The sequence below is a fragment of the Arthrobacter sp. G.S.26 genome, assembly GCF_050847375.1.
GTDB lineage: Bacteria > Actinomycetota > Actinomycetes > Actinomycetales > Micrococcaceae > Arthrobacter.
This window is the reverse complement of record NZ_CP193752.1, coordinates 1,968,674-1,990,678: the sequence shown is the minus strand read 5'-3', so window position 1 is coordinate 1,990,678 and position 22,005 is coordinate 1,968,674. Positions and strand designations below refer to the sequence as shown.

The 22,005-nt window shown below is 68.6% G+C and carries 20 protein-coding genes; 12 read left to right on the top strand and 8 right to left on the bottom strand.

Annotation, left to right across the window (positions count from 1 at the left end; translation table 11 throughout):
- Nucleotides 1–10: 10 nt before the first annotated feature.
- The 3 genes from ACRB8A_RS08995 to ACRB8A_RS08985 form a co-directional block, all read right to left on the bottom strand.
- Entirely contained in the window at nucleotides 11–445 is a 435-nt protein-coding gene (locus ACRB8A_RS08995) for a VOC family protein (protein WP_050687801.1), read from the bottom strand.
- A gap of 102 nt (nucleotides 446–547) precedes the next feature.
- The gene (locus tag ACRB8A_RS08990) at nucleotides 548–1,222 is read right to left on the bottom strand and encodes a response regulator (protein ID WP_285240357.1); all 675 of its coding nucleotides are present in this window, start codon (nucleotides 1,220–1,222) and stop codon (nucleotides 548–550) included.
- Nucleotides 1,223–1,257: 35 nt separating this feature from the next.
- Nucleotides 1,258–3,126, bottom strand: coding sequence for a DUF4118 domain-containing protein (locus ACRB8A_RS08985; RefSeq protein ID WP_235504745.1), 1,869 nt, complete (start codon nucleotides 3,124–3,126; stop codon nucleotides 1,258–1,260).
- A gap of 180 nt (nucleotides 3,127–3,306) precedes the next feature.
- Here ACRB8A_RS08985 and ACRB8A_RS08980 point away from each other — a divergent pair, with 180 nt between their 5' ends.
- Nucleotides 3,307–5,283 (top strand): hypothetical protein, encoded by a 1,977-nt coding sequence (locus tag ACRB8A_RS08980; protein WP_056600440.1) that lies wholly within the window; start codon nucleotides 3,307–3,309, stop codon nucleotides 5,281–5,283.
- An 84-nt stretch (nucleotides 5,284–5,367) separates the two neighbouring features.
- Nucleotides 5,368–5,988 (top strand): L-threonylcarbamoyladenylate synthase, encoded by a 621-nt coding sequence (locus ACRB8A_RS08975; RefSeq protein WP_050687795.1) that lies wholly within the window; start codon nucleotides 5,368–5,370, stop codon nucleotides 5,986–5,988.
- Nucleotides 5,989–5,994: 6 nt separating this feature from the next.
- Here ACRB8A_RS08975 and ligD read toward each other — a convergent pair whose 3' ends face one another.
- The gene (ligD, locus tag ACRB8A_RS08970; RefSeq protein ID WP_197273621.1) at nucleotides 5,995–7,017 is read right to left on the bottom strand and encodes a non-homologous end-joining DNA ligase; all 1,023 of its coding nucleotides are present in this window, start codon (nucleotides 7,015–7,017) and stop codon (nucleotides 5,995–5,997) included.
- A 58-nt stretch (nucleotides 7,018–7,075) separates the two neighbouring features.
- On the opposite strand from ligD, the gene ACRB8A_RS08965 reads away from it, so the two are divergent.
- A complete protein-coding gene (locus ACRB8A_RS08965; protein WP_432245988.1) occupies nucleotides 7,076–7,765 on the top strand; it encodes an alpha/beta hydrolase family protein in 690 nt (229 codons plus the stop codon).
- 10 nt (nucleotides 7,766–7,775) lie between these two features.
- Here the strand turns inward: ACRB8A_RS08965 and ACRB8A_RS08960 are convergent, their stop codons facing one another.
- The 3 genes from ACRB8A_RS08960 to ACRB8A_RS08950 form a co-directional block, all read right to left on the bottom strand.
- Complete coding sequence (locus ACRB8A_RS08960; RefSeq protein WP_432245987.1) at nucleotides 7,776–7,925, bottom strand: hypothetical protein; 150 nt, start codon at nucleotides 7,923–7,925, stop codon at nucleotides 7,776–7,778.
- 156 nt (nucleotides 7,926–8,081) lie between these two features.
- Nucleotides 8,082–10,730 carry an ATP-dependent helicase HrpB gene (gene hrpB / locus ACRB8A_RS08955; RefSeq protein ID WP_432245986.1) on the bottom strand — a complete coding sequence of 883 codons (2,649 nt, stop codon included), beginning with the start codon at nucleotides 10,728–10,730 and terminating at the stop codon, nucleotides 8,082–8,084.
- 103 nt (nucleotides 10,731–10,833) lie between these two features.
- A complete protein-coding gene (locus ACRB8A_RS08950) occupies nucleotides 10,834–11,148 on the bottom strand; it encodes a hypothetical protein (RefSeq protein WP_056600447.1) in 315 nt (104 codons plus the stop codon).
- 263 nt (nucleotides 11,149–11,411) lie between these two features.
- Here ACRB8A_RS08950 and ACRB8A_RS08945 point away from each other — a divergent pair, with 263 nt between their 5' ends.
- The 3 genes from ACRB8A_RS08945 to ACRB8A_RS08935 all read left to right on the top strand — a co-directional run bounded on the left by ACRB8A_RS08945 (nucleotide 11,412) and on the right by ACRB8A_RS08935 (nucleotide 13,214).
- The gene (locus ACRB8A_RS08945) at nucleotides 11,412–11,996 is read left to right on the top strand and encodes a TetR/AcrR family transcriptional regulator (protein ID WP_056600449.1); all 585 of its coding nucleotides are present in this window, start codon (nucleotides 11,412–11,414) and stop codon (nucleotides 11,994–11,996) included.
- A gap of 87 nt (nucleotides 11,997–12,083) precedes the next feature.
- Nucleotides 12,084–12,335, top strand: coding sequence for a hypothetical protein (locus ACRB8A_RS08940; RefSeq protein WP_050687788.1), 252 nt, complete (start codon nucleotides 12,084–12,086; stop codon nucleotides 12,333–12,335).
- 267 nt (nucleotides 12,336–12,602) lie between these two features.
- Nucleotides 12,603–13,214, top strand: a complete 612-nt coding sequence (locus ACRB8A_RS08935) for a sigma-70 family RNA polymerase sigma factor (RefSeq protein ID WP_050687786.1) — start codon at nucleotides 12,603–12,605, stop codon at nucleotides 13,212–13,214.
- 10 nt (nucleotides 13,215–13,224) lie between these two features.
- Here the strand turns inward: ACRB8A_RS08935 and ACRB8A_RS08930 are convergent, their stop codons facing one another.
- On the bottom strand, nucleotides 13,225–13,740 hold the full coding sequence (locus ACRB8A_RS08930; RefSeq protein WP_050687784.1) for a flavin reductase family protein: 516 nt from the start codon (nucleotides 13,738–13,740) through the stop codon (nucleotides 13,225–13,227).
- A 346-nt stretch (nucleotides 13,741–14,086) separates the two neighbouring features.
- Between ACRB8A_RS08930 and ACRB8A_RS08925 the strand changes: the two genes are divergently transcribed.
- The 6 genes from ACRB8A_RS08925 to ACRB8A_RS08900 are packed head-to-tail and all read left to right on the top strand — an operon-like array spanning nucleotide 14,087 to nucleotide 21,924.
- Entirely contained in the window at nucleotides 14,087–15,499 is a 1,413-nt protein-coding gene (locus tag ACRB8A_RS08925) for an FAD-binding oxidoreductase (protein WP_285240277.1), read from the top strand.
- Between the two features lie 40 nt (nucleotides 15,500–15,539).
- Entirely contained in the window at nucleotides 15,540–17,186 is a 1,647-nt protein-coding gene (locus ACRB8A_RS08920; protein ID WP_432245985.1) for an ABC transporter substrate-binding protein, read from the top strand.
- A gap of 52 nt (nucleotides 17,187–17,238) precedes the next feature.
- A complete protein-coding gene (locus ACRB8A_RS08915; protein ID WP_432246027.1) occupies nucleotides 17,239–18,192 on the top strand; it encodes an ABC transporter permease in 954 nt (317 codons plus the stop codon).
- Entirely contained in the window at nucleotides 18,189–19,040 is an 852-nt protein-coding gene (locus ACRB8A_RS08910; protein WP_432245984.1) for an ABC transporter permease, read from the top strand. The genes ACRB8A_RS08915 and ACRB8A_RS08910 overlap by 4 nt, the downstream gene beginning before the upstream one ends.
- Before the next feature lie 50 nt (nucleotides 19,041–19,090).
- Nucleotides 19,091–20,725: a dipeptide ABC transporter ATP-binding protein gene (locus tag ACRB8A_RS08905; RefSeq protein WP_432245983.1), complete on the top strand. Its 1,635-nt coding sequence runs from the start codon at nucleotides 19,091–19,093 to the stop codon at nucleotides 20,723–20,725.
- Nucleotides 20,722–21,924, top strand: a complete 1,203-nt coding sequence (locus ACRB8A_RS08900; RefSeq protein WP_432245982.1) for a PLP-dependent aminotransferase family protein — start codon at nucleotides 20,722–20,724, stop codon at nucleotides 21,922–21,924. Before ACRB8A_RS08905 ends, ACRB8A_RS08900 begins: the two co-directional genes overlap by 4 nt.
- Nucleotides 21,925–22,005: the final 81 nt, after the last annotated feature.

Sequence of the window (22,005 nt, the reverse complement as noted above, 5' to 3'; positions counted from 1 at the left end):
CCGGCGCGTCCTAGGGGGCGCCGGTGGCACCCTGGGCGCCGTTGACGTTCACCAGCCAGTCGATGCCGAATTTGTCGGTGCACATGCCAAAAATATCGCCCCAGGGCGAGGCCTCCATGGGCACGGTGACGGAGCCGCCGTCGGTACTGAGCTTCTCGTAATAGCCGCGCAGTTCGGCCTCATCATCCCCGCTGACGGAAACCGAGATGGCCGAGCCCGGGTTGTAGGGCATGCTGTTCGGGGTGTCGGCGCCCATCAGGACCAGCCCACTGGGCGTGGTCAGCATGCCGTGCATCACCTTGTCCGCTTCGGCGGGATCCTCGGAGGCCTGGTACTCGCCGAACGTACTGACGCGGAGGTCGCCGCCGAACACCGACTGGTAGAAGTTCATCGCGTCGCGGGCGTTGTCGCGGAAACTGATGTACGGGTTAAGGATGGTGGGCATGGCGGTGACTCCTTCGTGCAGGATAAAAGCTGGACCAGACAACATCCTGCCCCAAGCCGGTCGCCGCCGGTAGGGGGGATTTCCACATGGCCGGGCCCGGGGTTAAGGCTCGAAGCGGTACCCCATCCCCGGTTCGGTGCGGAGGTGCCGGGGATTGCCGGGATCGGCCTCCAGCTTGCGCCGCAGCTGGGCCATGTACACCCGCAGGTAGTTGGCTTCCTTCTGGTAGGAGGGACCCCAGACCAGGGCCAGCAGCTGCTGCTGGCTGACCAGCCGGGACGGATTGCGGACCAGGATTTCCAGGATGCTCCACTCGGTGGGGGTGAGCCGGACCGGTTTTCCGCCACGATGCACCTGCCGCCGCACCAGGTCAACGGTGAACCCTTCCGTGGCTACCGTGGGGGCGGAATCCGGCTGCGGCACGCGGCGCAGCAGTGCCCGCAGCCGCGCCAGCAGTTCGTCCAGGCCGAAGGGTTTGGTGATGTAGTCGTCAGCACCCGCGTCCAGGGCAGCCACCTTGTCCGCCGAACCGTGGCGGGCAGAGAGCACCAGGACGGGGACGGTGCTCCAGCGGCGCAGGTCCCGCAGCACCGCTGCGCCGTCCATGTCCGGCAAGCCCAGGTCCAGGACCACCAGGTCCGGTGTGTCCCTGGCCGCGGCGGCAAGCGCCGATCCGCCGTCAGCTGCCACGGTGACCCGGTAGCCGTGGCCGGCCAGCGTGATCCTCAGGGCCTTAAGCAGGTGCGGATCGTCGTCAACAACCAGGACGGTGGCCAGTGGGGCAGGTCCGCCTGCGGGGACGTCGGCGGTGCTCACTGGGCCTGTTCCCTGGGACCCGTGGACAGGGGCAACCGGATGACCATGGTCAGGCCCCCGCCCGGGGTTTCCTCCGCGGTCAGGGACCCCCGCATGGCCTCGACGAAGCCCTGCGCAACGGCAAGCCCCAGGCCCACGCCGGTTGCGGGCTGGGCGTCGTCCAGGCGCTGGAACGGGCGGAACATTTCCACCACTTTCATGGCGGGAACGCCGGGTCCGCGGTCGGCGATCCGCAGTTCGCCGGAGGGGTGCCCGGCCAGAGCGGAACCCATGCCATCGGTGGTGCCGGTGATTGCCACCTGGGTGCCGGGTGCGTATTTGAGGGCGTTTTCCACAATATTGGCGATGACCCGTTCCAGCAGCCCGGGGTCCGCATCCACGGCCGGCATGTTGGGCGGCAGCACCACGGCGACGGCGGTTGACGGGATGCCGCGGAGCGCCTTGTCCAGCACGTCATGCCACCGCACGGGTCCCAGGAGGGGCTCCACCGACTGCGCAGTGATCCGTGACATGTCCAGCAGGTTGCCCACCAGCAGGTCCAGCCTGTCGGAACATTCGTCGATGGTCTGCACCAGCTCGCGCTCCTCGGCCCGGGTGAAGGTGCCGGCGTCCTGCAGCAGTCCCCCGGCGGCCAGCTTGATCCCGGCCAGCGGCGTCCGGAGGTCATGGGACACCGCCCTCAGGATGGCGGTGCGCATGGTATTTCCTTCCGCCAGCCGCATGATCTCAAGCCGGCTGGTTTCCAGTTGTCGGCGCTCCAGCTGCGCCTTGATGTGCACGGCAACGGCGCCCAGCAACGTGCGCCGGTCCGGTGCGACTTCCCTGCCGAAAAGGACCAGCCACGTGACGGCGTCCACAGGTTCCACGGTGCTGCCGGGCGGGGGCGCGGCAGGCGGCACCATTCCGTGCCATCCCGTAGTGTCCCCCACCCCGGCAAGCAGCACTACCGGCGCCTTCCCGGCTCCGGCGCCGGGTGACTGCCGCGCCACAATGGCCGCTCCGGCGACGCCAAACACGGTGACCGCATCGGACAGCAGACCGCGGAGCGGGTCTGCGGACCGCGAGGCGTCCAGCGCCAGGTCCCCCAGGATGCCGGCCTCCGCCCGCGCCTGCGCGGCTTCGCGTGAGCGCCGTGCAGACCGGTCCACTACGCCGGCCACCGCAACGGACAGGCCCAGGAACACCGCCAGGGACAGAAAATCCTGCGGGTCCTCGATGGCCAGGTTGCCCAGCGGGGGCGTCGAGAAGAAGTTGACCAGGACACTGCTCCACAAGGCACCAACCACCGCAGGCCGCAAGCCGCCCACCAGTGCGATCGCCACGGCGCCGGCCAGCTGGATCAGCACGGCGGTGGCAACACTGTGTTCGAACGCGGCGAGGACCAGCTGAAGCAGCGCCGGCAGTATGGCGGCGAGCGCAATGCCCCCGAAGGTGCGGGCACGGCCCACATCCAGCGGCCGTCTTTGCACGGGGTTCCGGGCCGGCAGGCCGGGGACCACATGGACGTCGATGTCCCCGGCACCGCGGATCACCCGCATGCCCGTACCGGCAGCGCCCCGGAACATCCCTGCCCGGGAACGCCCCACCACCATCCGGGTGGCCTGGACCGAGCGTGCATAGTCGAGCAGGCCGGTGGCAACGTCATCGCCCTGCAGGGTCCGGAAGGTGCCGCCGGCTGCCACGACGGCGCGGCGCTGCGCCTCGAGTGCCTGCGGTGATCCGCTCCGGCTCCCCTTGGGGGTCCGGACGTGGACGCCCAGGAGTTCACTGCCCCCGCCGGGCGGCAGAAGGCGCGCGGCGCGCTCCGTGAGCACGCCACCGTCGTCGTCCCCCTTGAGGCCGATCACTATACGTTCCGCTGGCATGGGGCACATTCTGCCACCTCCGGAGCGGCACCTTTGACCGCCGGTGTGCCCTTCCCCACACCGGCGTTAAGGATGCGTCAAGATCCCCGGATTTCGGGGTTCGGGGCCTTGTCCCGGTGCTACGTTCGGCTGTGCCGCGGCGCTGTGCCGTGGCCTGGACACTGACGCAGAGGGAACCCGATGACCACCATGAGCAGACCGCCGGCTGATCCGTCAGCCCTTCCTCCCGGCCGCAGGGCTGCGGTACGGGACTGGCTGCTTTTTGGCCTGCAGGACGCCAAAGGCACGCACCAGGGCCCGGGCGGGCAATCATCCGGGCAGGACCACAAACACCCCTGGTGGCAGGTGATGTGCCTGACGGGCGTGGACTACTTCTCCACCCTTGGCTACCAGCCCGCCATCGCGGCGCTGGCGGCGGGGGCCATCTCACCGCTGGCCACGCTGGTGCTGGTGGCCGTGACCCTCCTGGGGGCCCTGCCGGTCTACCGCCGCGTGGCCGGCGAAAGCCCCCGCGGCGAGGGTTCCATCGCCATGCTGGAACGGCTTCTGCCGCGCTGGGGCGGGAAACTCCTGGTCCTGGGCCTGCTGGGGTTCGCCGCCACGGATTTTATGATCACCATGACCCTCTCCGCCGCCGACGCCACGGCGCACCTGATCGAGAACCCGTATGCGCCCGGCTGGCTGCACGGCCAGGAGGTGGCCATCACCCTGGTCCTCCTGGCGCTGCTGGCCGCCGTTTTCCTGCGGGGCTTCAAGGAAGCCATCGGTGTGGCGGTTGTCCTTGTGGTGGTGTACCTGTCACTTAACGTGGTGGTCATTGGCCGTTCCCTGGTGGAAGCGGCCAACCATCCGGTGGCGGTGGACAACTGGTGGCAGACGCTGACCACCTCCCACGGGAACCCGCTGATGGCCGTGGCCATTGCCTTGCTGGTGTTTCCCAAACTCGCGCTGGGCCTCTCCGGTTTTGAGACCGGCGTGGCAGTGATGCCCCAGATCAAGGGCAGCCCCTCGGACACCGACGCGAACCCAGCCGGAAGGATCCAGGGCACCCGGCGGATGCTCACCACAGCGGCCCTGATCATGAGCACGTTCCTGGTGACCAGCAGCTTCGCCACTGTAGTACTTATCCCCGCGGCGCAATTTGAGCCGGGCGGGGAAGCCAATGGCCGTGCGCTGGCCTTCCTGGCGCACTCCTACCTGGGGCCGGGGTTCGGCACGGTGTACGACCTCAGCACCATCGCCATCCTGTGGTTCGCCGGTGCCTCCGCCATGGCGGGGCTGCTGAACCTGGTGCCGCGGTACCTGCCCAGGTACGGCATGGCCCCGGCCTGGGCCAAAGCGGTGCGGCCGCTGGTGCTCGTGTTCACCATCCTGGGGTTCGTGGTCACCTGGCTTTTTGAGGCCGACGTCGACGCCCAGGGCGGCGCTTACGCCACGGGCGTGCTGGTGCTGATGACGTCCGCGGCAGTGGCCGTCACGCTTTCGGCCCGGCGCCAGCAGCAACGCAAACGCACCGTGGGCTTCGGCATCATCGCCGTCCTCTTTACCTACACCACGGTGACCAACATCTTCGAACGGCCCGAAGGCATCCGGATTGCCGCGTTCTTCATCCTGGGCATCATTGCCGTCTCCCTGCTGTCCAGGTTGATGCGCTCCTTCGAACTGCACGCCACCCACGTGCGGCTGGACACCGCAGCCCTGGAGTTCATGGCCCCCGCACTGGCCGGGCCCATCGGCATCATTGCCCACGAACCGGTCCGCGTGGCCGCTGCCGACTACCGGCAAAAACTGGCGTCCGCCACCGAGGCAAGCCACTTCCCGCGAAACGCCCGGCCGCTGTTCCTGGAAGTCATTGTGGACGACTCCTCCGACTTCGAAACCGCCCTGGAGGTGCGCGGCGTACTCCGGCATGGGTACCAGGTCCTGGAAGTCCACGGGCCGGGCGTCCCCAACACCATCGCCTCCGTGCTCCTGCACATCCGTGACGTGACAGGGCTGATGCCGCACATCTACTTCCGCTGGACGGAAGGCAACCCGGTCCGCAACCTCCTCCGGTTCCTGTTCCTCGGCGAAGGCGAAATTGCGCCGGTGACCCGGGAGATCCTCCGTGAAGCCGAGCCGGACATCCGGCAGCGGCCCTGGGTGCACGTGGGCTGACCGGCCGGGCGCCGCCGTCGTGCTTTCCCCGCCCCGACCGGGAAGGTGGTGCGGTGGCGGTCCCGGGAACGTAGGCTCTCCCACATGGCCAGATACTTTGACGTTCATCCACAGGACCCCCAGCCCCGCGCCATCTCGCAGGCAATCAGCATGGTGCGCGACGGCGGCCTGATCGCCTACCCCACGGATTCCTGCTACGCGCTGGGCGCACAGCTGGGCAACAAGGACGCCCTGGACCGGATCCGGAGCATCCGCAAACTGGACAGCAAGCACCACTTCACCCTGGTGTGCCGGGACTTTGCGCAACTGGGCCAGTTTGTGAACATCGGCAATGACGTGTTCCGCAGCATCAAGTCCGTCACCCCTGGCGCGTACACGTTTATCCTGCCCGCCACCAAGGAAGTCCCGCGGCGCCTGCTGCACCCCAAGAAGAAGACCGTGGGGGTGCGGATCCCGGACAGCCGGGTGGTGCAGGCCCTGCTGGCGGAACTGGGCGAACCGCTTCTCTCCAGCACCCTGCTGCTGCCGGACGAGGAGGATCCGTTGACTCAGGGCTGGGACATCAAGGAACGCCTGGACCACCAGGTGGACGCCGTGGTGGACGCCGGCGACTGCGGCTCCGAGCCCACCACGGTGGTGGACTTCTCCAGCGGGGTGGCCGAGGTGGTCCGGCGCGGAGCCGGCGACCCGTCCCGCTTCGAATAAAAACGGCTACTCCGGCTTCTTTGCCCGGCTGGGCTGGACGCGCGGCGGCTCGCCCGGCATCTTTGGATAGTCGGGTGGGAATGCCAGCTCGCCCAGCCCGGCCTCGAGGTCACGTTCCCACCACTGCATCAACGTGTCGATGGTGCCGGGCTTCGCGCCGAAATCCGCCCACGGGTCGCCGATGGTGCGGAGCCGCTCCGGGACCGTCAGGATGGTGAAGTTCCGCGGGTCAGCGGTGTCCAGTTCGTCCCAGGTGATGGGGCAGGAGACCGGAGCGTGCGCCAGGGCCCGCGGGCTGTAGGCGCCGGCAATGGTCCGATCCCGGTTGGCCTGGTTGTAGTCGAGGAAGATGCGCTGGCCCCGTTCCTCTTTCCACCATGCCGTGGTGACCTGGTCCGGCATCCGCCGCTCCACCTCGCGGGCTGCGGCGATCACGGCATGCCGGACGTCCAGGAACTCCCGCGTGGCCTCGATGGGGGCATAAACGTGCAGCCCCCGGTTGCCAGACGTTTTGATGAACGCGTCCAGTCCGGCCTCGGCCAGGACGTCCCTCAGCACCCGCGCTGCGGGGACGGCGTCCTTGAAGTCCGTGCCGGGCTGCGGGTCCAGGTCGATCCGCAACTGGTCCGGGTTGTCCGTGTTATCCGCCCTGGACGGCCACGGATGGAACACCACGGTGTTCATCTGCGCGGCCCAGACGGCCGCGGCCGGTTCATCCAGCACCAGCTGGGGGTGGGACCGGGCGCTGGGGTAGACCACCTTGACGGAGCGGACGAAGTCCGGGGTGCCGCGGGGCGGGTTCTTGGAAAAGAACTGCTCGCCGTCAATGTTGTCGGAGAACCTTTGCAGCGAAACGGGACGGTCGCCGTTGGCGGCGATGAAGGCGTCCCCCACATCGGCGAGATAGTTGGCCAGGTCCAGCTTGGTGAGGCCAAGCTCCGGCCAGAGCACCCTTGAGGGACTGGAAATGCGCATTTCGCGTTCGCCGTGGGGGCCCTGGACTGTGATGGTGGTCTGTTCGCTCGCCATGGGGACAACGTACACCCTGCCCGCGTCGCAGGGCCGTTGCTTCCGGCATGATGGATCCATGCCCATCGCAGAACAACCCCGCACCATCACCGTGGCGGACGGGGCGGTTTCGGCCGCCTATACCCGCCCCGACCACCCCGCCGCGACCCTGGTGGTGGCGCACGGGGCAGGCGCGGGCATGGACCATCCGTTCCTGGCCGGATTCTCCGCCGGACTGTCCGACACCGGCGTTGCCAGCCTGCGCTTCAATTTCCCGTACCGGGAGGCCGGCCGGAAATTCCCGGACCGGCCACCCGTAGCCATTGCCGCCTGGCGTTCCGCCATGGACCATGCCGCTGCACTGGCCGGGGACCACGGGGACAACGGCAACCTCTGGGCCGGCGGCAAGTCCTTCGGCGGGCGGATGGCGTCCATGGCCGTGGCCGAAGGAATGCCCGCCGCCGGGCTGGTGTACCTGGGCTACCCGCTGCACCCGCCCGGAAAGCCCGAAAAACTCCGGGACGAACACCTGTACGGGCTGACGCTGCCCATGCTTTTCCTGCAGGGCAGCCGGGACACGTTTGCCACCCCGGACCTCCTGACGCGCGTGGTGTCCGGGATAGGGACCAATGCGGTCCTGGAATGGGTGGCCGGCGGGGACCACTCCTTCACCGTCGCGGGCAAAAAGCGGGCCGCGTTCGACGTCGGTGCCGCCGCTGCCATCCCCGTCGCGGCCTTCATCCTGTCCCGGGTGGTTCCGCAGCCGTAGTGTGTCGGGCTCAGGCCTGCTCTTCGTGCCACCAGCCTTCCCAGGCGGCTGAGGTGAGCCGGCCTGCCGGGAAACTGCTGTTGGCACTGCTGCCGAAGGCGTGCCCATCGTCGTTGCCGCGTCCGTCAAGCAGAAGACTGAGGCTGTTCAAAAGAAACATTCGGTGCATCCTTCCAGGTCCATTCGGGCTTCCTTGCCCCTGTGGATCCGAGACTAACGGGACCATGTTTCAACGGGTCGACGCGGCGTTTCCGCTGTGTATCGGACATCTCACCCTGCGCTTGCGGCAGGCCTGCTCGCCCGCCGGAAGACCGCCTTACCGGGGTTTCGTCCGTGCGGTGGCCGGCGCCGACCAGGGGTCTTCCGGCCAGGGGTGCCGTGGATAGCGGCCCCGCATCTCCGCCCGGACCTGCGCATAGGGCCCCGACCAGAATGACGCCAGGTCATCGGTAACCGCCAGCGGACGCCGGGCCGGTGAGAGCAGATGGAACAGGACCGGAACCCGGCCGTCCGCCAGCCGGGGTGTGGTGGCCAGCCCGAAACACTCCTGTAGCTTGACCGCCACCACCGGCCGGCCTGTACCGTCAGCGTCGGCCGGGTATTCAATCCGGATCCGGGAACCGCTGGGAACTTCAAGCCGTTCCGGTGCCAGGCTGTCCAGCCGCCCTGCTTCGGGCCAGGGCAGGAGCCGGCGCACGGCCGGGGAAAGATCCAGGTTGCCCGCGGCGGCGCCGCCGGCCAGTGCCGCCAGCTCAGGCCCCAGCCAGTCATCCAGCCGCTGCAGGAGGGCCGTATCCGACATGTCCGGCCAGGGCGCCCCCATCTCGCGGTGCAGGAAGGCGAGCCGGCGGCGGATGTCCAGTGCCGCCGTCGGCCAGGCCAACACATCAAGCCCCTCAGCCATTAGCGCCGCCGCCACGGCGGTCCGGCCCTCCGCCGGGGACGGCCGGACCGGGGTGCTCGCCAGGACGATGGCGCCGAGCCTGCGGACCCGCCGGGCGCTGACCCGTCCCTGCACAAACTGTGCCACCACGGAGTCGCTGAGCAGGTGGGCTGCCGCGGATTCCGCCAAGGCAGCCGTCAGCGGCGCGGCGGCGCGGATCACGGCTCCCGTGCCGGCAGCGTCCCTGCCTTCCGCACGGGACACTTCCGCCACGGCCAGCCACTCGTGGCCGGCCAGGGAACTCCCGGCCGGCAGCCCGGCCCGGGTGCCGGAGGCCAGCAGGTAGCATTCGGGCCCGTCGCCGGCGACGCGTTGCGCCACCCTGCCAGGGAAAGCCAGTGCCACCACGGCGCCCACCGCCTCTGCGCCGCTGCCGGCTTCAGGGCGGGAAGAACCGGGCGCCTTCGCCTTTCCGCTGTTCCCGGCCCGGGCGGCGAGGTCCTGCAGCCGCCGGGACTCCTCAGCCCACCTCCGGCCTTCCGGGCCCCTCTCGGCACGGAGCTGCGACAGGAGGCCGGGGAGGTCGGCGCCGCGCGCGCGGTGGTCCCCGGCCACGGCTGCCACCACCTGTGCTGCCAGGACGGGACCCGCGGCGGTGCCGCCGGCCAGCAGGGCCCTGGCCAGGCGGGGGTCCGCCGGAATGCCGGCCAGCGTGCGGCCGGTGGCGGTGGGGTGCCCGTCCGCACCCACCGCACCGAGTTCGAGCAGCACCGCCGTGGCGTCCGCCAGTGCCTGCTGCGGCAGCTGGTCCGGGAAGGCAAGGCCCGCGCCGCCCGGAGAGCCCCAGCAGGCAAGGGTAAGGGCGGCGCCGGTGAGGTCCGCGACCGCAATTTCCGGGGTCACGTGGGCGGGGGCCGCTCCGAACGCCTGCTGGCTGTAGCACCGCACCACTGTTCCCGGCCCCTGCCGGGCGGCCCGGCCTGCCCGCTGCTCCGCCGACGCCCGCGAGCAGGACACGGTGACCAGCCCCGTCATGCCGCGGCCCGCGTCGCGCCGGGGTTCGCGGGACAGGCCGGAATCGATCACCAGCCGCACCCCCGGCACCGTCAGCGACGATTCGGCCAGGTCCGTGGAGACGATGATCCGTGGTTTCCCGCCTTGCCGCCGGCCGGACACGGCGCTGTCCTGGTCGGCCGCGGGGGCTTGGCCGTGCAGCTCCAGGACGTCAACGCCGCTGCCCAGCCGGCCCCGCAGCGCAGCCGCAACCTGGGCCACCTCCCGGGCACCCGGGACAAACACCAAAGTGTCAGCGCCGGGCTCGGCGGCAAGGGCGCGGGCATGGAACTGCGCGGCCGTCGCGGCCACGTGGTCCAGGAAATCCCGTGCCACACCCCGGCCATCCACTCGCGGCCCTGCGGCCGGCTGCCAGTCCACTGTCAACGGATGCAGCGCCGACGGGCAGTCGATCACGGGAGCCGGCCGGCCGCCGTCGGAATCCACCAGCAGCGCGGCGAACCGGGGCGCGTCAAGCGTGGCGGACATGGCCACCAGGGTCAGGTCGCCGCGCAGCTCGCGGACTTCGGCGAGCATCCCCACCAGCAGGTCCGTCTCCAGGCCACGCTCGTGGACTTCATCGAGGACGACGGCGGCCACCCCCGCCAGGCCGGGATCGGCCAGCAGGCGGCGCAACAGGATTCCCGGGGTGACAAATTCGACGACGGTGGACCGGCTGGTCTTGTTTTCGCCGCGGACGGTGTAGCCCACCGGTCCACCCAGTGGGGTGCCGGCCAGGGCCGATAGCCGCCGCGCAGCAGCACGGGCAGCCACCCGGCGGGGCTGCGTAACAACGATCTTCAGGTTGCCGGTACCTGGTTTTCCTGCGCCCAGCAGGTTTGCCAGCAGCGGCGGGACAAGGGTGGTTTTGCCGGTTCCGGGTGGTGCCTGCACCACAGCGGCCATCCCGGCGCCCAGCGCCTCCCGGAGAGCTGGCAGGGATGCGGCGAACGCGAGGCCGGCGCCGATGGCGGCCAGGTCGAAGGCGGGGCCAGGACGCGTCGGGGCGGGTCCCTCAGGAGAAGTCACCCGTCCATTCTGCCCGGTTTTGTACGGGCACCGGTTCCCGGCCAGGCAAGCCGCGCGTCCGTCAGGTCAGGCCGGGGGCAGGCCAGCGCGGCGGCCCGGCACGTCAGGCGGCGTGCCGGGCCGCCCCCGAAGCGGTGCGGCGGACCGGCAGGGGCAGGACGCTCGCAAGCCGGACGGGAGCCTGTACGGGTTCCTGGCTGGTGTCCACCCGCGGCGGGGCAGCCTTCCGCACCAGCTGCAGGGCCAGCGCCTTCAGGCCCAACGTCAGCAACTGCCCGAGTCCGAGGCCCAGGAACACGTGGCCAACCAGCTGTAGGCCATTGAGGCCCTGCGCCCCGTTACCGCTGGCTGCCAGGCCCACCAGGGTGCCGCTCGCGGCAAGGCCCAGCCAGCAAACGGCGCTGACGATTACGCCCATGGTTCCTGCTCCCGTCCTCCGGTTCATCAGTACGCTTACTGATATTGTTCAGCAAGCTTACTACCGGGCGGATGGTGCTTGCGGCACTGGGCCGGCGACGGCCCGGGATCAACTTGTCCTTTCCTGGCGGGACACCGTACAGACCGGTCTGTCTGGGTAGTGTAATGTCTGCCCTGATGGAACATTCACGTAGCTCTTCAGCTGGCCCGCTTGCCGCTCCCGTCCCTTCCGGGAGCTCGCCTTCCGGCGCGCGGGAGCGCATCATGGCGGCCGCTTATGAATTATTTACGCAGCGTGGCATCCGGGATGTCGGCATCGCTGAACTTATTTCCCGTGCCGGGGTTGCCAAGGCCACGTTCTATGGGCACTTCCCCGCCAAGGATGAGTTGGTCCTCGCCTTCCTGGAACGCTGTCATCAGGACCTGACCGTTGAACAGATCATTGCTGAATGCAGAAAGCGGTCCGAGGACCCGACAGCCCAGTTGCTGACTATTTTCGACGTCCTGGATGGATGGTTCCGCCGGGACGACTTCCAGGCCTGTGCGCTGATAAGCACCATGCTGGAGATGGGTCCCACCCACCCCCTGGGGGAAGCATCGATGAGCTACCTGGCGCAGGTCAGAGCCTTTATGCGGAACCTTGCCGAGGAGGCCGGACTGGACCATCCGGATGTTTTCGCGCGGTCATGCCACATCCTCACCAAGGGCTCAATCATCTCGGCGGTTGAAGGCGACAGGGATGCAGCCGTCCTGGCCAAGAGCATGGCCGTGGCCCTCATCGCCAGCCATGGGGGCACCACCGGCGCCGACCATTGGGCGGTCCAGGACAACATGGCGGATCTCTCCTGAGTCTGGACCCGGCTGCTCCACTGCCGGGACGATTCCAGGCAGCCACACCCCAAAGACGGCCCACCGCATCTCCTCCAAGGACCCACCATGGCGTACTCACAGTTTGACCGGTTCCTTCAGGAAGCCACCCACCGGGACCAGGAGTCAGACTCGACTCTTGCCCCGGACTCCCTCTACGGCCTGTACACCAGCTGGTGCACCCTATCGCAGCACCCCCAACAGGCCGAGCACATCTTCTGGGCTGCAATGAGGGACCGCATCGGCCCTGGACAGGGCCTGCGCATGAAGGGACCGGCGGGCGCGGACTACATTCTTGCCAGCTATCCGGCATTGGTTTAAGACGGCCATGACAACATCGTTAAGCAGCTATGTTCCACGGGACAAGGACCAGCCCCGGGGAAAACGCCCCTGGTGCCCCACGTGTGACACCGACCTGCACCTGCAGATTGCATCGCCCAGCGTTTCCGGGCGGCAGGAGGGCACCCTCGCGGTGGCCGTCTGCTGTTCCAAGTGCCACGGGTCCCGCGTGCTGGACACAACGGCAGTCCACTTGGAAACCCTGTCGGGGCAGTTGATGGGCGCTTGTCCGTTGCCGGTGAAGGCCTTATGAACGGCCCCGTCGAGCAGGGCGCCTGTCCCGCCACCGACCAGGCCGGCGACAGTCTTGCCGGGTTGCTGCTGCGTACAGCCGAAGGTGACCACCACGCGTTCAGCGAGTTCTACCGGCAGACATCCACCCGGGTCACCGGGCTGGTCCAGCGCGTTGTTGTTGACCGGGCGCTCAGCGAAGAAGTCGTGCAGGAAGTATTCATCACTGCCTGGCAGGACGCCGGGAAATACCGGCCGGCCCTGGGCACTCCGATGGCCTGGCTGATGACCATCGCCCACCGAAGGGCCGTGGACAAAGTCAGGTCAACCCAAAGCAGCCGCACCCGCGATCATCGATGGGCAGGGTCCGCGCCGGCAGCCTGCGACGGTTTCGTCGACGACCTGGCCGACAAAATGGACGCCCAAATCATCATTGCCTCGTTGGCATGCCTGTCAGCCCTGCAGCGCGAATCAATTCTCCTTGCCTACTTCGGCTCGTTGACCTACCAGGACATCGCCGCGAAGCTCTCCGTGCCGCTGCCCACGGTCAAGTCCAGGATCAGGGACGGCCTCCAACGGCTCCGCTCCCACGTCACCATGGAACATCCGGGCGTTTCGGAGATCGGGTAACAGCCGCAGATCAGCTGGCAACCTCAAGCAGCCGGTCAGCAGCGGAAATCCCGGCGTAGCGGCCCTTGAAGAACAGCAGCGGCTCGGCATCCTGGCGTGCGCTCAGGTGCCGGACGGCTGCCACCACGATGGTGTGATCGCCGCCGTCATACTCCGCGTGGAGTTCGCAGTCGATCCAGGCCAGCGCATCATCCAGGACCGGGTTGCCCAGCGGCGAGGCAGCGTGGCTGACGCCGGCAAATTTATCCGCCCCGGAACGGGCAAACTGGCCTGCCAGGTGCTGGTGTTCTGCCGGCAGGATGTTGACGGTGAACGAGCCTGCCTCGCGGAGCAGCGGCCAGGTGCTGGACGTCCGGGCCGGGCTGAAGGTGACCAGCGCCGGCTCCAGGGAGAGCGAGGCAAACGACTGGCAGGTGAACCCGGCCGGGCCATTGTCCGTTGCGCTGGTGATGACCGTCAGGCCGGTGGCGAAGGTTCCAAAGATGTCCCGAAGCCTGCGGGGCGCAAGATCTGATGTAGCTGTCATGTGAAGGGCCTCTCGTTCGGATCGTTACCTCACCAAACCATCCCCAAATCGTTCAGTTCAAGCGCCGCCGCAATGCCCGGACGCGGGCCGCAACGAAAATTCACAGCACTACTTCTGCCGTCACGGGACAGTTCGCTGCGACGTAAAAAGACGCTGTTTGACGTGCCGCGAACCACCGTGAACTGCGGTTGCGAACTGTTGATGCGCGTGTCGGGAGAACTGGCGGCCCCCGCGGCGCCGGGGCTAACTTCGCAGTGGCTGCCGGGCTGAAACCCCGCCGGCCGGCCCCCGAACCCCCGGCCCGGTCCTCCCCTGCGTTGCACTGGCCCCGACGAGAGATCCCGGCATGACAACAGTTGAAACCGAAGCGTCCCCCCGCGTCCTCGACGCTTTCGCCAGCGCACTCGGCGAGCGCCACCCCGCCATTGAGCTCCTGGCACCCGCCGACGGGACGGACCGGTACCGCTACGACGCCGCGACCGCCAGGGCAGGCGCGGCGGGCGCCGGACAGCCAGGGCCCGCCGTGGTTTTTCCCCGGACGGCAGCCCAGGTGCAGGACGTGGTGCGACTCGCCGTCGAACTGGGCCTGAGTGTTGTGCCGCGCGGAGCGGGGACCGGCCTGTCCGGCGGCGCCACCGCGACTGGGGAGCAGGTGGTGGTGTCCACCGAACGGATGGCGGCGATTGTGGAGATTTCGCCGCTGGATGAGGTGGCAGTGGTGGAGCCGGGGCTCATCAATGCCGACCTGAACGCCGCGCTGGCTCCATACGGGCTGTTCTACGCACCGGACCCCGCCAGCTACGACATCTCCTCGATCGGCGGCAACATCGCCACCAATGCCGGCGGGCTGCGCTGCGCCAAATACGGGGTGACCCGGGAATCCGTCCTGGCCCTCGACGTCGTCCTGGCTGACGGCAGCCTGGTCACGGTGGGGCACCGATCCATCAAAGGCGTCACGGGCCTGGATCTGACCTCCCTGTTTGTGGGCTCCGAGGGAATCCTGGGCATCGTGGTCCGGGCCACGGTCCGCCTGCGGCCCATCCCCGTGGCCCGCAACACCGTCACCGCGTTTTTCGACAGCACGGCCCTGGGCGCCGCAGCGCTCGGCGCCATCACGCTCTCCCCCGTCCGGCCCGCAGCCATCGAGTTCTTCGACACCCCCACCCTGGACTCCATCGACAGCCACTCCGGCTCGGACCTGCGGGCCCGCGGGGCAGCGCTGATCCTCATTGAAATCGATGGTTACGGCATCGCCGGGCAGGCGTCGGACCTGACCGACGCCCTGACCGCCAAGGGCGGCCGGGTCACCGTGGAGCCTGCTGCGGATGCCGTCCAACTCTGGGAGCTGCGCCGCAGCGGGCGCGGGCTGCCGGCCGGCCACTGGTACATCGGCGAGGACATCGCTGTGCCTAAATCCCGGCTGCCGGAGGTCTATGCGGCGTTTCCCGCGCTGGAGGCACGCTTCGGCGTGAAGATCTCCGCCGTGTCCCACGCCGGAGACGGGAACCTGCACCCGCTCATCACCCTGCCGATCGGCCCGGGTGAGGACCAGCCCCCGGCAGCCCTCCAGGATGCTGCCACGGAACTGGTCAGGGTGGCCCTCGCCCTGGGCGGCACCGTCACCGGCGAACACGGGATCGGCAGCCTCAAACAGGACTGGGCCGCGCTGGAACTCTCTGAACGCGTCCGGGAATCCCAGCACGCCATCAAGGCCGCCCTGGACCCCTTCCACCGGCTCAACCCCGGCAAAGCCATCTAGCCCACTTCACATCCCCACACTTTTCCAGGAGACCACCCCCATGCATGCAACAGAATTCAAACGCCGCGCGTTCCTTGCCGGCTTCAGCGCCATCAGCGCCACCGCCCTCCTCACCGCCTGCGGCGGTCCCGCGGCCACCGGCACCCCGGCCGACGGCGGCACTCCCGTGGACGGCGGAAACATCACCTTCCTGATCCAGGGCTATGACACCGGCTGGGTGTCCAGCAAAACCTCCATCTCCAGCTACGAGGGAAACCTCTGGGGCCAGCTCACGGACAAGCTGGTCTACGTTGACGCGAACGGTGCGCTCAGCCCCTGGGTTGCCGAAAGCTGGGAGGAGCTGAACGGGGCGAAGGACTTCGTCATCCACCTCAAGGACGGCGTCACCTTCTCCGACGGCACCCCGCTGGACGCGGCCGCCGTGGTGGCAAACCTCCAGGCCTGGGCCAAGGGGGACCCCGAGCGGGGCATCAGCAAGGTGGGCCTTTTCCCTGCCAGCAACTACGTGGGCGCCGAAGCTGCGGACGCGAAGACCGTCAAAGTCTTCTTCTCCTCCCCCGCCCTGGGCTTCATCGCCACCCTGGCCTACCACGGCTGCATCCTGCTCAGCCCGGAAACCCTTGCCCTCCCTGCCGAGGCGCAGGCAGACCTCAGCCAGGAAATCGGCAGCGGCCCGTTTGTGCTGAAGTCCTGGAAGCAGGGCGACAGCTATGTGCTGGCGAAGCGGCCGGACTACAACTGGGGCCCGGCAGCGCTGGGCCACACCGGCCCGGCCCGGCTGGACACCATCACCTATAAAGTCATCAAGGACACCTCCGTGCGGACCTCCACGGTGGCCTCCGGCCAGGCGGATGTTGCCTTCAACGTGGAACCGCAGGAAATCGAAGCACTCAAGGCCGCCGGTTTCACCGTGGGAACCCCCAAGTACCTGGGCTTTGTGGATGGGTTCCAGGTCAACACGCAGGCCTTCCCCACCAACGACGTCAGCGTCCGGCAGGCCATCCAGCACGGCATTGACCGCGAGGAAATCCGCAGCACCGTCTACACTCCCGACTGGGACGCGGCCACCACCTTCATCCAGGGCAACGTCCCGGAAGCAGGCGACTACAGCAGTTCCTTCGCCTTCGACCCGGACAAGGCCGGCAAGCTGCTGGACGACGCCGGCTGGAAAACCGGCTCCGACGGTTACCGCACCAAGGACGGTAAGACCCTCGAGTTCCCGCTGACGCCGAACCCCTACGTCCCGTCCACCAAGGCCGAGGACGAACTCATCGCCCAGCAGCTCAAGCGGATCGGCATCAAGGTCACCCTCAAGGTGGTGGACGTCGCCGGATACGCCGCGATCCAGGCCAGCCGTCCGCCGCTGTTCCAGACGTCCCGCAGCTTTGTGGACGTGGGTACCGTGGCAGGCGTCCTGACCAGCCAGAACAAAGGCGAGGACTGGTTCAACGTGGGCACCTCGGACACCCGGCTCAACGAGTTGTCCGCCGCCGTAGCCAGCGCGTCCGACAGGGCATCCCGTGAAAAGGTCACCGGCGAACTGCAGCAGTACGTCCTGGAACAGGGCTACTTCATCCCGTTGAACCAGCTGGTCCAGCGCCTGTACCTGATCTCCCCGAAGGTCCGGGACGTCCAGTACAACGGCCTGGCCTACGCAAACTTCTATACCGCCTGGATCGCCAAATGACCGGCCCGGCCACATCGTCCCGGCCCCCGGCAACAGTTGGGTGGTGGCGGAGATGACCAACACCTATGGCCGCTTTGCCCTGGTTCGGACCGGCCAGGCCGTGGTGGTGGTCCTGCTGGCGTACATCCTCACGTTCCTGGTGATCAGCGTCCTTCCGGGCGATGCCATCACCAACAGCCTCCGGGACCCGCAGCACGGGCTCAGCGAGGCAGACATCCAGCGGATCGTTGCCTACTACGGACTGGACCGGCCGGTCCTGGTGCAGCTGATCCTGTCCCTGGGCCGGTTCCTCACCGGGCAGCTGGGTTTCTCGCTGCAGTCCAACCTGCCGGTGGCCCAGCTGGTTGGCGACGCGCTCCCCTCCACCCTGACCCTGGCGTGCACGGCTTTTGTCATCGCCCTGGTCTTCGCCGTGGCCATCGCCTACGGCGCCCACTACGCGCCCGGGCGGTGGGCGGGGGTGCTGCGCTCCATCCCGTCATTTTTCCTGTCCGTCCCCAACTTCGTGATCGGGCTGGTCCTGATTGAACTGTTCGCGTTCCGCCTGCATTCGTTCACCACCACCGATCCCAACAGTGCCGCGGCCACACTGTTCGCCGCCATCACCCTGGCGATTCCCGTCTCGGCGCCGCTGGCAGAGGTCCTTCTCGCCAGCCTGGACCACGAAAGCCGCCAGGACTACGCCCAGGTGGCGCGGTCCCGGGGACTTACCGAGGCCGCGCTGTTCGCCCGGCACCTGGTCAAACCTTCCGCACTGCCCTCGGTTGCCATGATCGCCCTGATCGTCGGCGAACTCCTGGGCGGCTCGGTCATCACCGAAACCATCTTCGGCCGCGACGGCATCGGCACCGTGGTGCAGAAAGCCGTCACCGGCGAGGACCAACCGGTCCTGCAGGCGGTGGTGGCCATCTCGGCAGTGGTGTTTGTGGCCGTCAACCTCGCCGCCGACCTCCTCACGCCGCTGCTGGATCCGCGGGTCAAGATCAACGAAACGGTGGACGCATGAGTGCCGACCTGACCTTCGCGCGGCTCCGCAGCGCCGGCGCCGCGTCCCTCCGCACCAGGACCGCCCTGCCGCCAACGGTGGCGCTCTCCTTCCTGGTCCTCCTCATTGTGGTGCTCTGGTCCCTGGTCCCCGGGGTCTTCACCTCCTTCAGCCCGGTCACTGGCGAAACCGCCGCGAAGCTCGCTGCCCCCAGCGCCCAGCACTGGTTCGGCACGGACTACCTGGGCCGGGACCAATATGCCCGGGTGGTCCACGGGACCGCTTCCTCGGTGACCAGCGCCCTGGTGGCAGTGATCATCGGGCTGGTGGTGGGAAGCGCCATCGGACTTGCCAGCGGATTCCGCGGCGGCTGGGTGGACACCACCCTGGGCCGGTTCGTGGACGTGCTGCTGGCCATCCCCGGCTTCCTTCTGGCCGTGGTGATTGTCAGCTCGCTGGGCTTCCAGACCATCAACGCCGCCATCGCCACCGGCGTTTCGGCCGTGGCCGTGTTTGCCCGGTTGATGCGGGCGGAAGTGATCCGGGTCCGCCGGGCCGCTTTTGTGGAAGCGTCCTACCTGCAGGGCGGAAACCGGCTGCAGGCGCTGCTGGGCCATGTGCTGCCCAACGCCTACCGCCCGGTGCTGGTGCTGGCGGTGCTGCAGTTCGGCACGTCCATCCTGGTCATCGCGTCGCTGGCGTTCCTGGGCTACGGCGATCCGCCCCCGGCTTCCGACTGGGGCCTGCTGGTGGCATCCGGAAAGACCTACCCCACGGCACCGTGGCTGGTCTACGCGCCCGCCCTGGTGATCGTGGCCACCGTCCTGGCCGTCAACAGGATCAGCCGCTGGCTGCGGAGCACCCGGTGAACGCCGTCCGTCCCCTCGAAACCGTCCACCCCGCAGGAAAGGAAAATCCAGTGCCGACACCCCGGAACGAAGCGTTGCTGACTGTGGCAGGGCTCAATGTCGCCTACGGGCGCAACAACGTGGTCCACAACGTGGGCTTCAGCCTGGACCGCGGTGGCAGCCTGGCCCTGATCGGCGAGTCCGGATCCGGAAAGTCCACCATCGCCAAAGCCATCCTCCGGCTGCTGCCTTCGGGGTCGTCCGCCGGCGGCAGTGTCCGGTTCGACGGCACGGAGGTCCTGGCCGTTCCGGAGCGGCAGTTCCGTCCCCTCCGCGGCCGGAAGCTGGGCTTCATCCCCCAGGACCCGGGCTCCGCCCTGAACCCGGTCCGGACCATCGGCGCCCAGGCCCAGGAAGCCGCGGCGCTGCTGGGACCGGCAGGCGCCGACGAACGCCGGGAGGCCGTCCTGCGCGTGTTCGGGCAGTTGGGCCTGCCGGACCCGCGGCGGGTTTATGACTCCTACCCGCACCAGCTCTCCGGCGGCATGCTGCAGCGTGTCCTGATCGCCCTCACCGTGCTGCCGCGGCCCGCCCTGGTTGTGGCGGATGAACCGACGTCGGCCCTGGATGTCACCGTCCAGAAACTCATCCTGGACATGCTGGCGGACCTTCGCCAGGAGCTGGACATCAGCCTCCTCCTGATCACCCATGACCTGGCCATCGCGGCGGAGCGCACGGACTCACTGGTGGTGCTCAAGGACGGCGCCGTGCAGGAATCGGGCTCCTCGCGGGAGGTGTTTGCCGCCCCGGCCACGGAGTATTCACGCAGCCTGCAGGCCGACGTCCCGGCCCTGAATCCGGACCGGTACCGCAGCCAGCGGACTGCCTCATCCGCCCTCACTGAGCCGGCGGCGCCCCAGATCGAGGTGGCCGGGGTGACCAAGCGGTTCCGGACCGGCAAAAAAGACTTCCTGGCCCTGGATAAGGTGTCGTTCACGGTGGAGCGCGGCCGGACGCACGCCCTGGTGGGCGAGTCCGGCTCCGGCAAGACCACGGCCGTCCGGCTCCTGCTGGGTCTCGACCAACCCGACGACGGCGGCATCCTGGTGGGCGGCCAACCCACCGCCGGGCTGTCCCGGGCTGCCCTGCGGGACGTCCGCCGCCACCTCCAGCTGGTCTACCAGAACCCGTTCACGTCCCTGGATCCCAGCTGGCGGGTGGGCAGGATCATCCGCGAACCGCTGGACCGGTTCCAGGTGGGCCACAAGGCCGGCCGGGCCGCGCTGGTGGTCGAGGCGCTGGAAGCCGTGGGCCTGCCCGCGGAGACCCTGCGCCGCCGGCCCGCGGAACTGTCCGGCGGCCAACGCCAGCGGGTGGCCATAGCCCGCGCGCTGGTGGTGCGCCCCGATGTTGTGGTCCTGGACGAACCCACCTCCGCCCTGGACGTCAGCGTGCAGGCCGGAATCCTCGAACTGCTGGCCCGGCTGCAGCGGGGGCTCGGCCTGACGTACCTCTTCGTCTCGCACGACCTGGCACTGGTGCGCCAGGTGGCGGACACCGTGTCCGTCCTGCGCCGGGGACAGGTGGTGGAGCAAGGCACCGTCGATCAGGTCTTCTCCCGGCCGGAACATCCCTATACCCAGGCGCTCCTGGCGGCCATTCCCGGCGCCGGCCCCGTCCAACAACCCGTAAAGGCTGCATCATGACTTCCACCCCCACCCGGCCCGCACCGGCGCGCAAAACAGCACTGATCGCAGGGTTCACCGCCCCGAAAGGCTTCGGCGACGCCACCCTCCGTGACCGGCGGGAGGATGCCATCGAACTGCTCGGCGGTATCCCGGACCCCGGAGTCCTCCCTGCCGCGGAGCTGGCTGCGGCCACCACCCGGGTCCTGTCCCGCCCGGGGCTGCCGTCACTCCAGTACTCCCGCACCGAAGGCATTTCGCCGCTCCGGGACTGGATTGCCGCCAGGGAAGGCGTCCCGGTGGAGCGGATCATTATCACCAACGGCGGTTTCCACGGCCTGTCGCTGGGCATCCAGGCGGTGGTGGAACGCGGCGACACGGTGGCCGTGGACAACCCCATCTTCCCGCTCTTCCTCCGCGGCCTCCAGCTCTCCGGTGCAAACACCCTGCCCATCCGGGTGGGCGCGCACGGACTGGACGTGGACGAACTCGCGGACCGGCTCCGCGCGGGTGGCCGCCCGTCAGCGCTGTACACGGTCCCCGACTTCCATAACCCCTCGCAGGGCACACTTCCGGCCGGGGCCCGGACCGAGCTGGTCCGGCTGGCGGAGCATTACGGCTTTGTGGTCCTGGCCGACAACCCGTACCGGGAACTCTGGTACAGCGGCGGACCGGAAAGCGTTGACGCCTTCAACACCTCCGACCACGTCATCCACATCAACACCTTCACCAAGACGCTGGGCCCCGGGCTGCGCTTGGGCTGGCTGGTGGCACCCGAACACCTCGCCGCGGACCTCGTGGCTCTGCGCAGCCGGCAGGATTCGCACAGCTCCACGCTGGTCCAGGCCATTGTGGGCGAACTTTTGACGTCCCAGCCGGACCTGTTTGACGCCACCCTGGCGCGGGCCCGGGAGCTGTACCTGACCAGAGCAAGGACGCTGGTGGCCGCCTTGGAACGCGAAGCCCCCGGAGCGTTCCAGACCACCCTTCCCGGCGGCGGCCTTTTCCTGTGGCCCCGCCTTCAGGACGCCGGAATCGACGCGGACGCACTGGCGGCAGCCGCCAGCACCGAAGGCGTGGAGTACCAGCGGGGTTCCTTCTTCGCCTCCGGGCCCGGCACGGACGCTGACCGGCACATCCGGCTGGCCTTCGGGGACGTCCCCGCACAGCGGCTGGAAGAAGCAGCCGTGCGCCTGGGCCGTGCCGTGCGGCAGCAGTAACCGGCTGCGGGTGGCCACCAGGAAAATCGCCTGACGGCGGGCGCCGCGGCGTCGGGAGCAGTAGATTCAGGAGAGGCGGAC

What these genes read in the sequence shown, in the direction of transcription:
- ACRB8A_RS08920 (WP_432245985.1), top strand. Translation starts at nt 15,540, where the DNA reads ATGCATGCAACAGAATTCAAACGCCGCGCGTTCCTTGCCGGCTTCAGC.
- ACRB8A_RS08935 (WP_050687786.1), top strand. Translation starts at nt 12,603, where the DNA reads ATGAACGGCCCCGTCGAGCAGGGCGCCTGTCCCGCCACCGACCAGGCC.
- ACRB8A_RS08900 (WP_432245982.1), top strand. Translation starts at nt 20,722, where the DNA reads ATGACTTCCACCCCCACCCGGCCCGCACCGGCGCGCAAAACAGCACTG.
- ACRB8A_RS08945 (WP_056600449.1), top strand. Translation starts at nt 11,412, where the DNA reads ATGGCGGCCGCTTATGAATTATTTACGCAGCGTGGCATCCGGGATGTC.
- ACRB8A_RS08980 (WP_056600440.1), top strand. Translation starts at nt 3,307, where the DNA reads ATGACCACCATGAGCAGACCGCCGGCTGATCCGTCAGCCCTTCCTCCC.
- ACRB8A_RS08960 (WP_432245987.1), bottom strand. Translation starts at nt 7,925, where the DNA reads ATGTTTCTTTTGAACAGCCTCAGTCTTCTGCTTGACGGACGCGGCAAC.
- ligD (WP_197273621.1), bottom strand. Translation starts at nt 7,017, where the DNA reads ATGGCGAGCGAACAGACCACCATCACAGTCCAGGGCCCCCACGGCGAA.
- ACRB8A_RS08995 (WP_050687801.1), bottom strand. Translation starts at nt 445, where the DNA reads ATGCCCACCATCCTTAACCCGTACATCAGTTTCCGCGACAACGCCCGC.
- ACRB8A_RS08915 (WP_432246027.1), top strand. Translation starts at nt 17,239, where the DNA reads ATGACCAACACCTATGGCCGCTTTGCCCTGGTTCGGACCGGCCAGGCC.
- ACRB8A_RS08930 (WP_050687784.1), bottom strand. Translation starts at nt 13,740, where the DNA reads ATGACAGCTACATCAGATCTTGCGCCCCGCAGGCTTCGGGACATCTTT.
- ACRB8A_RS08925 (WP_285240277.1), top strand. Translation starts at nt 14,087, where the DNA reads ATGACAACAGTTGAAACCGAAGCGTCCCCCCGCGTCCTCGACGCTTTC.
- ACRB8A_RS08975 (WP_050687795.1), top strand. Translation starts at nt 5,368, where the DNA reads ATGGCCAGATACTTTGACGTTCATCCACAGGACCCCCAGCCCCGCGCC.
- ACRB8A_RS08965 (WP_432245988.1), top strand. Translation starts at nt 7,076, where the DNA reads ATGCCCATCGCAGAACAACCCCGCACCATCACCGTGGCGGACGGGGCG.
- ACRB8A_RS08940 (WP_050687788.1), top strand. Translation starts at nt 12,084, where the DNA reads ATGGCGTACTCACAGTTTGACCGGTTCCTTCAGGAAGCCACCCACCGG.
- ACRB8A_RS08950 (WP_056600447.1), bottom strand. Translation starts at nt 11,148, where the DNA reads ATGGGCGTAATCGTCAGCGCCGTTTGCTGGCTGGGCCTTGCCGCGAGC.
- ACRB8A_RS08985 (WP_235504745.1), bottom strand. Translation starts at nt 3,126, where the DNA reads ATGCCAGCGGAACGTATAGTGATCGGCCTCAAGGGGGACGACGACGGT.
- ACRB8A_RS08910 (WP_432245984.1), top strand. Translation starts at nt 18,189, where the DNA reads ATGAGTGCCGACCTGACCTTCGCGCGGCTCCGCAGCGCCGGCGCCGCG.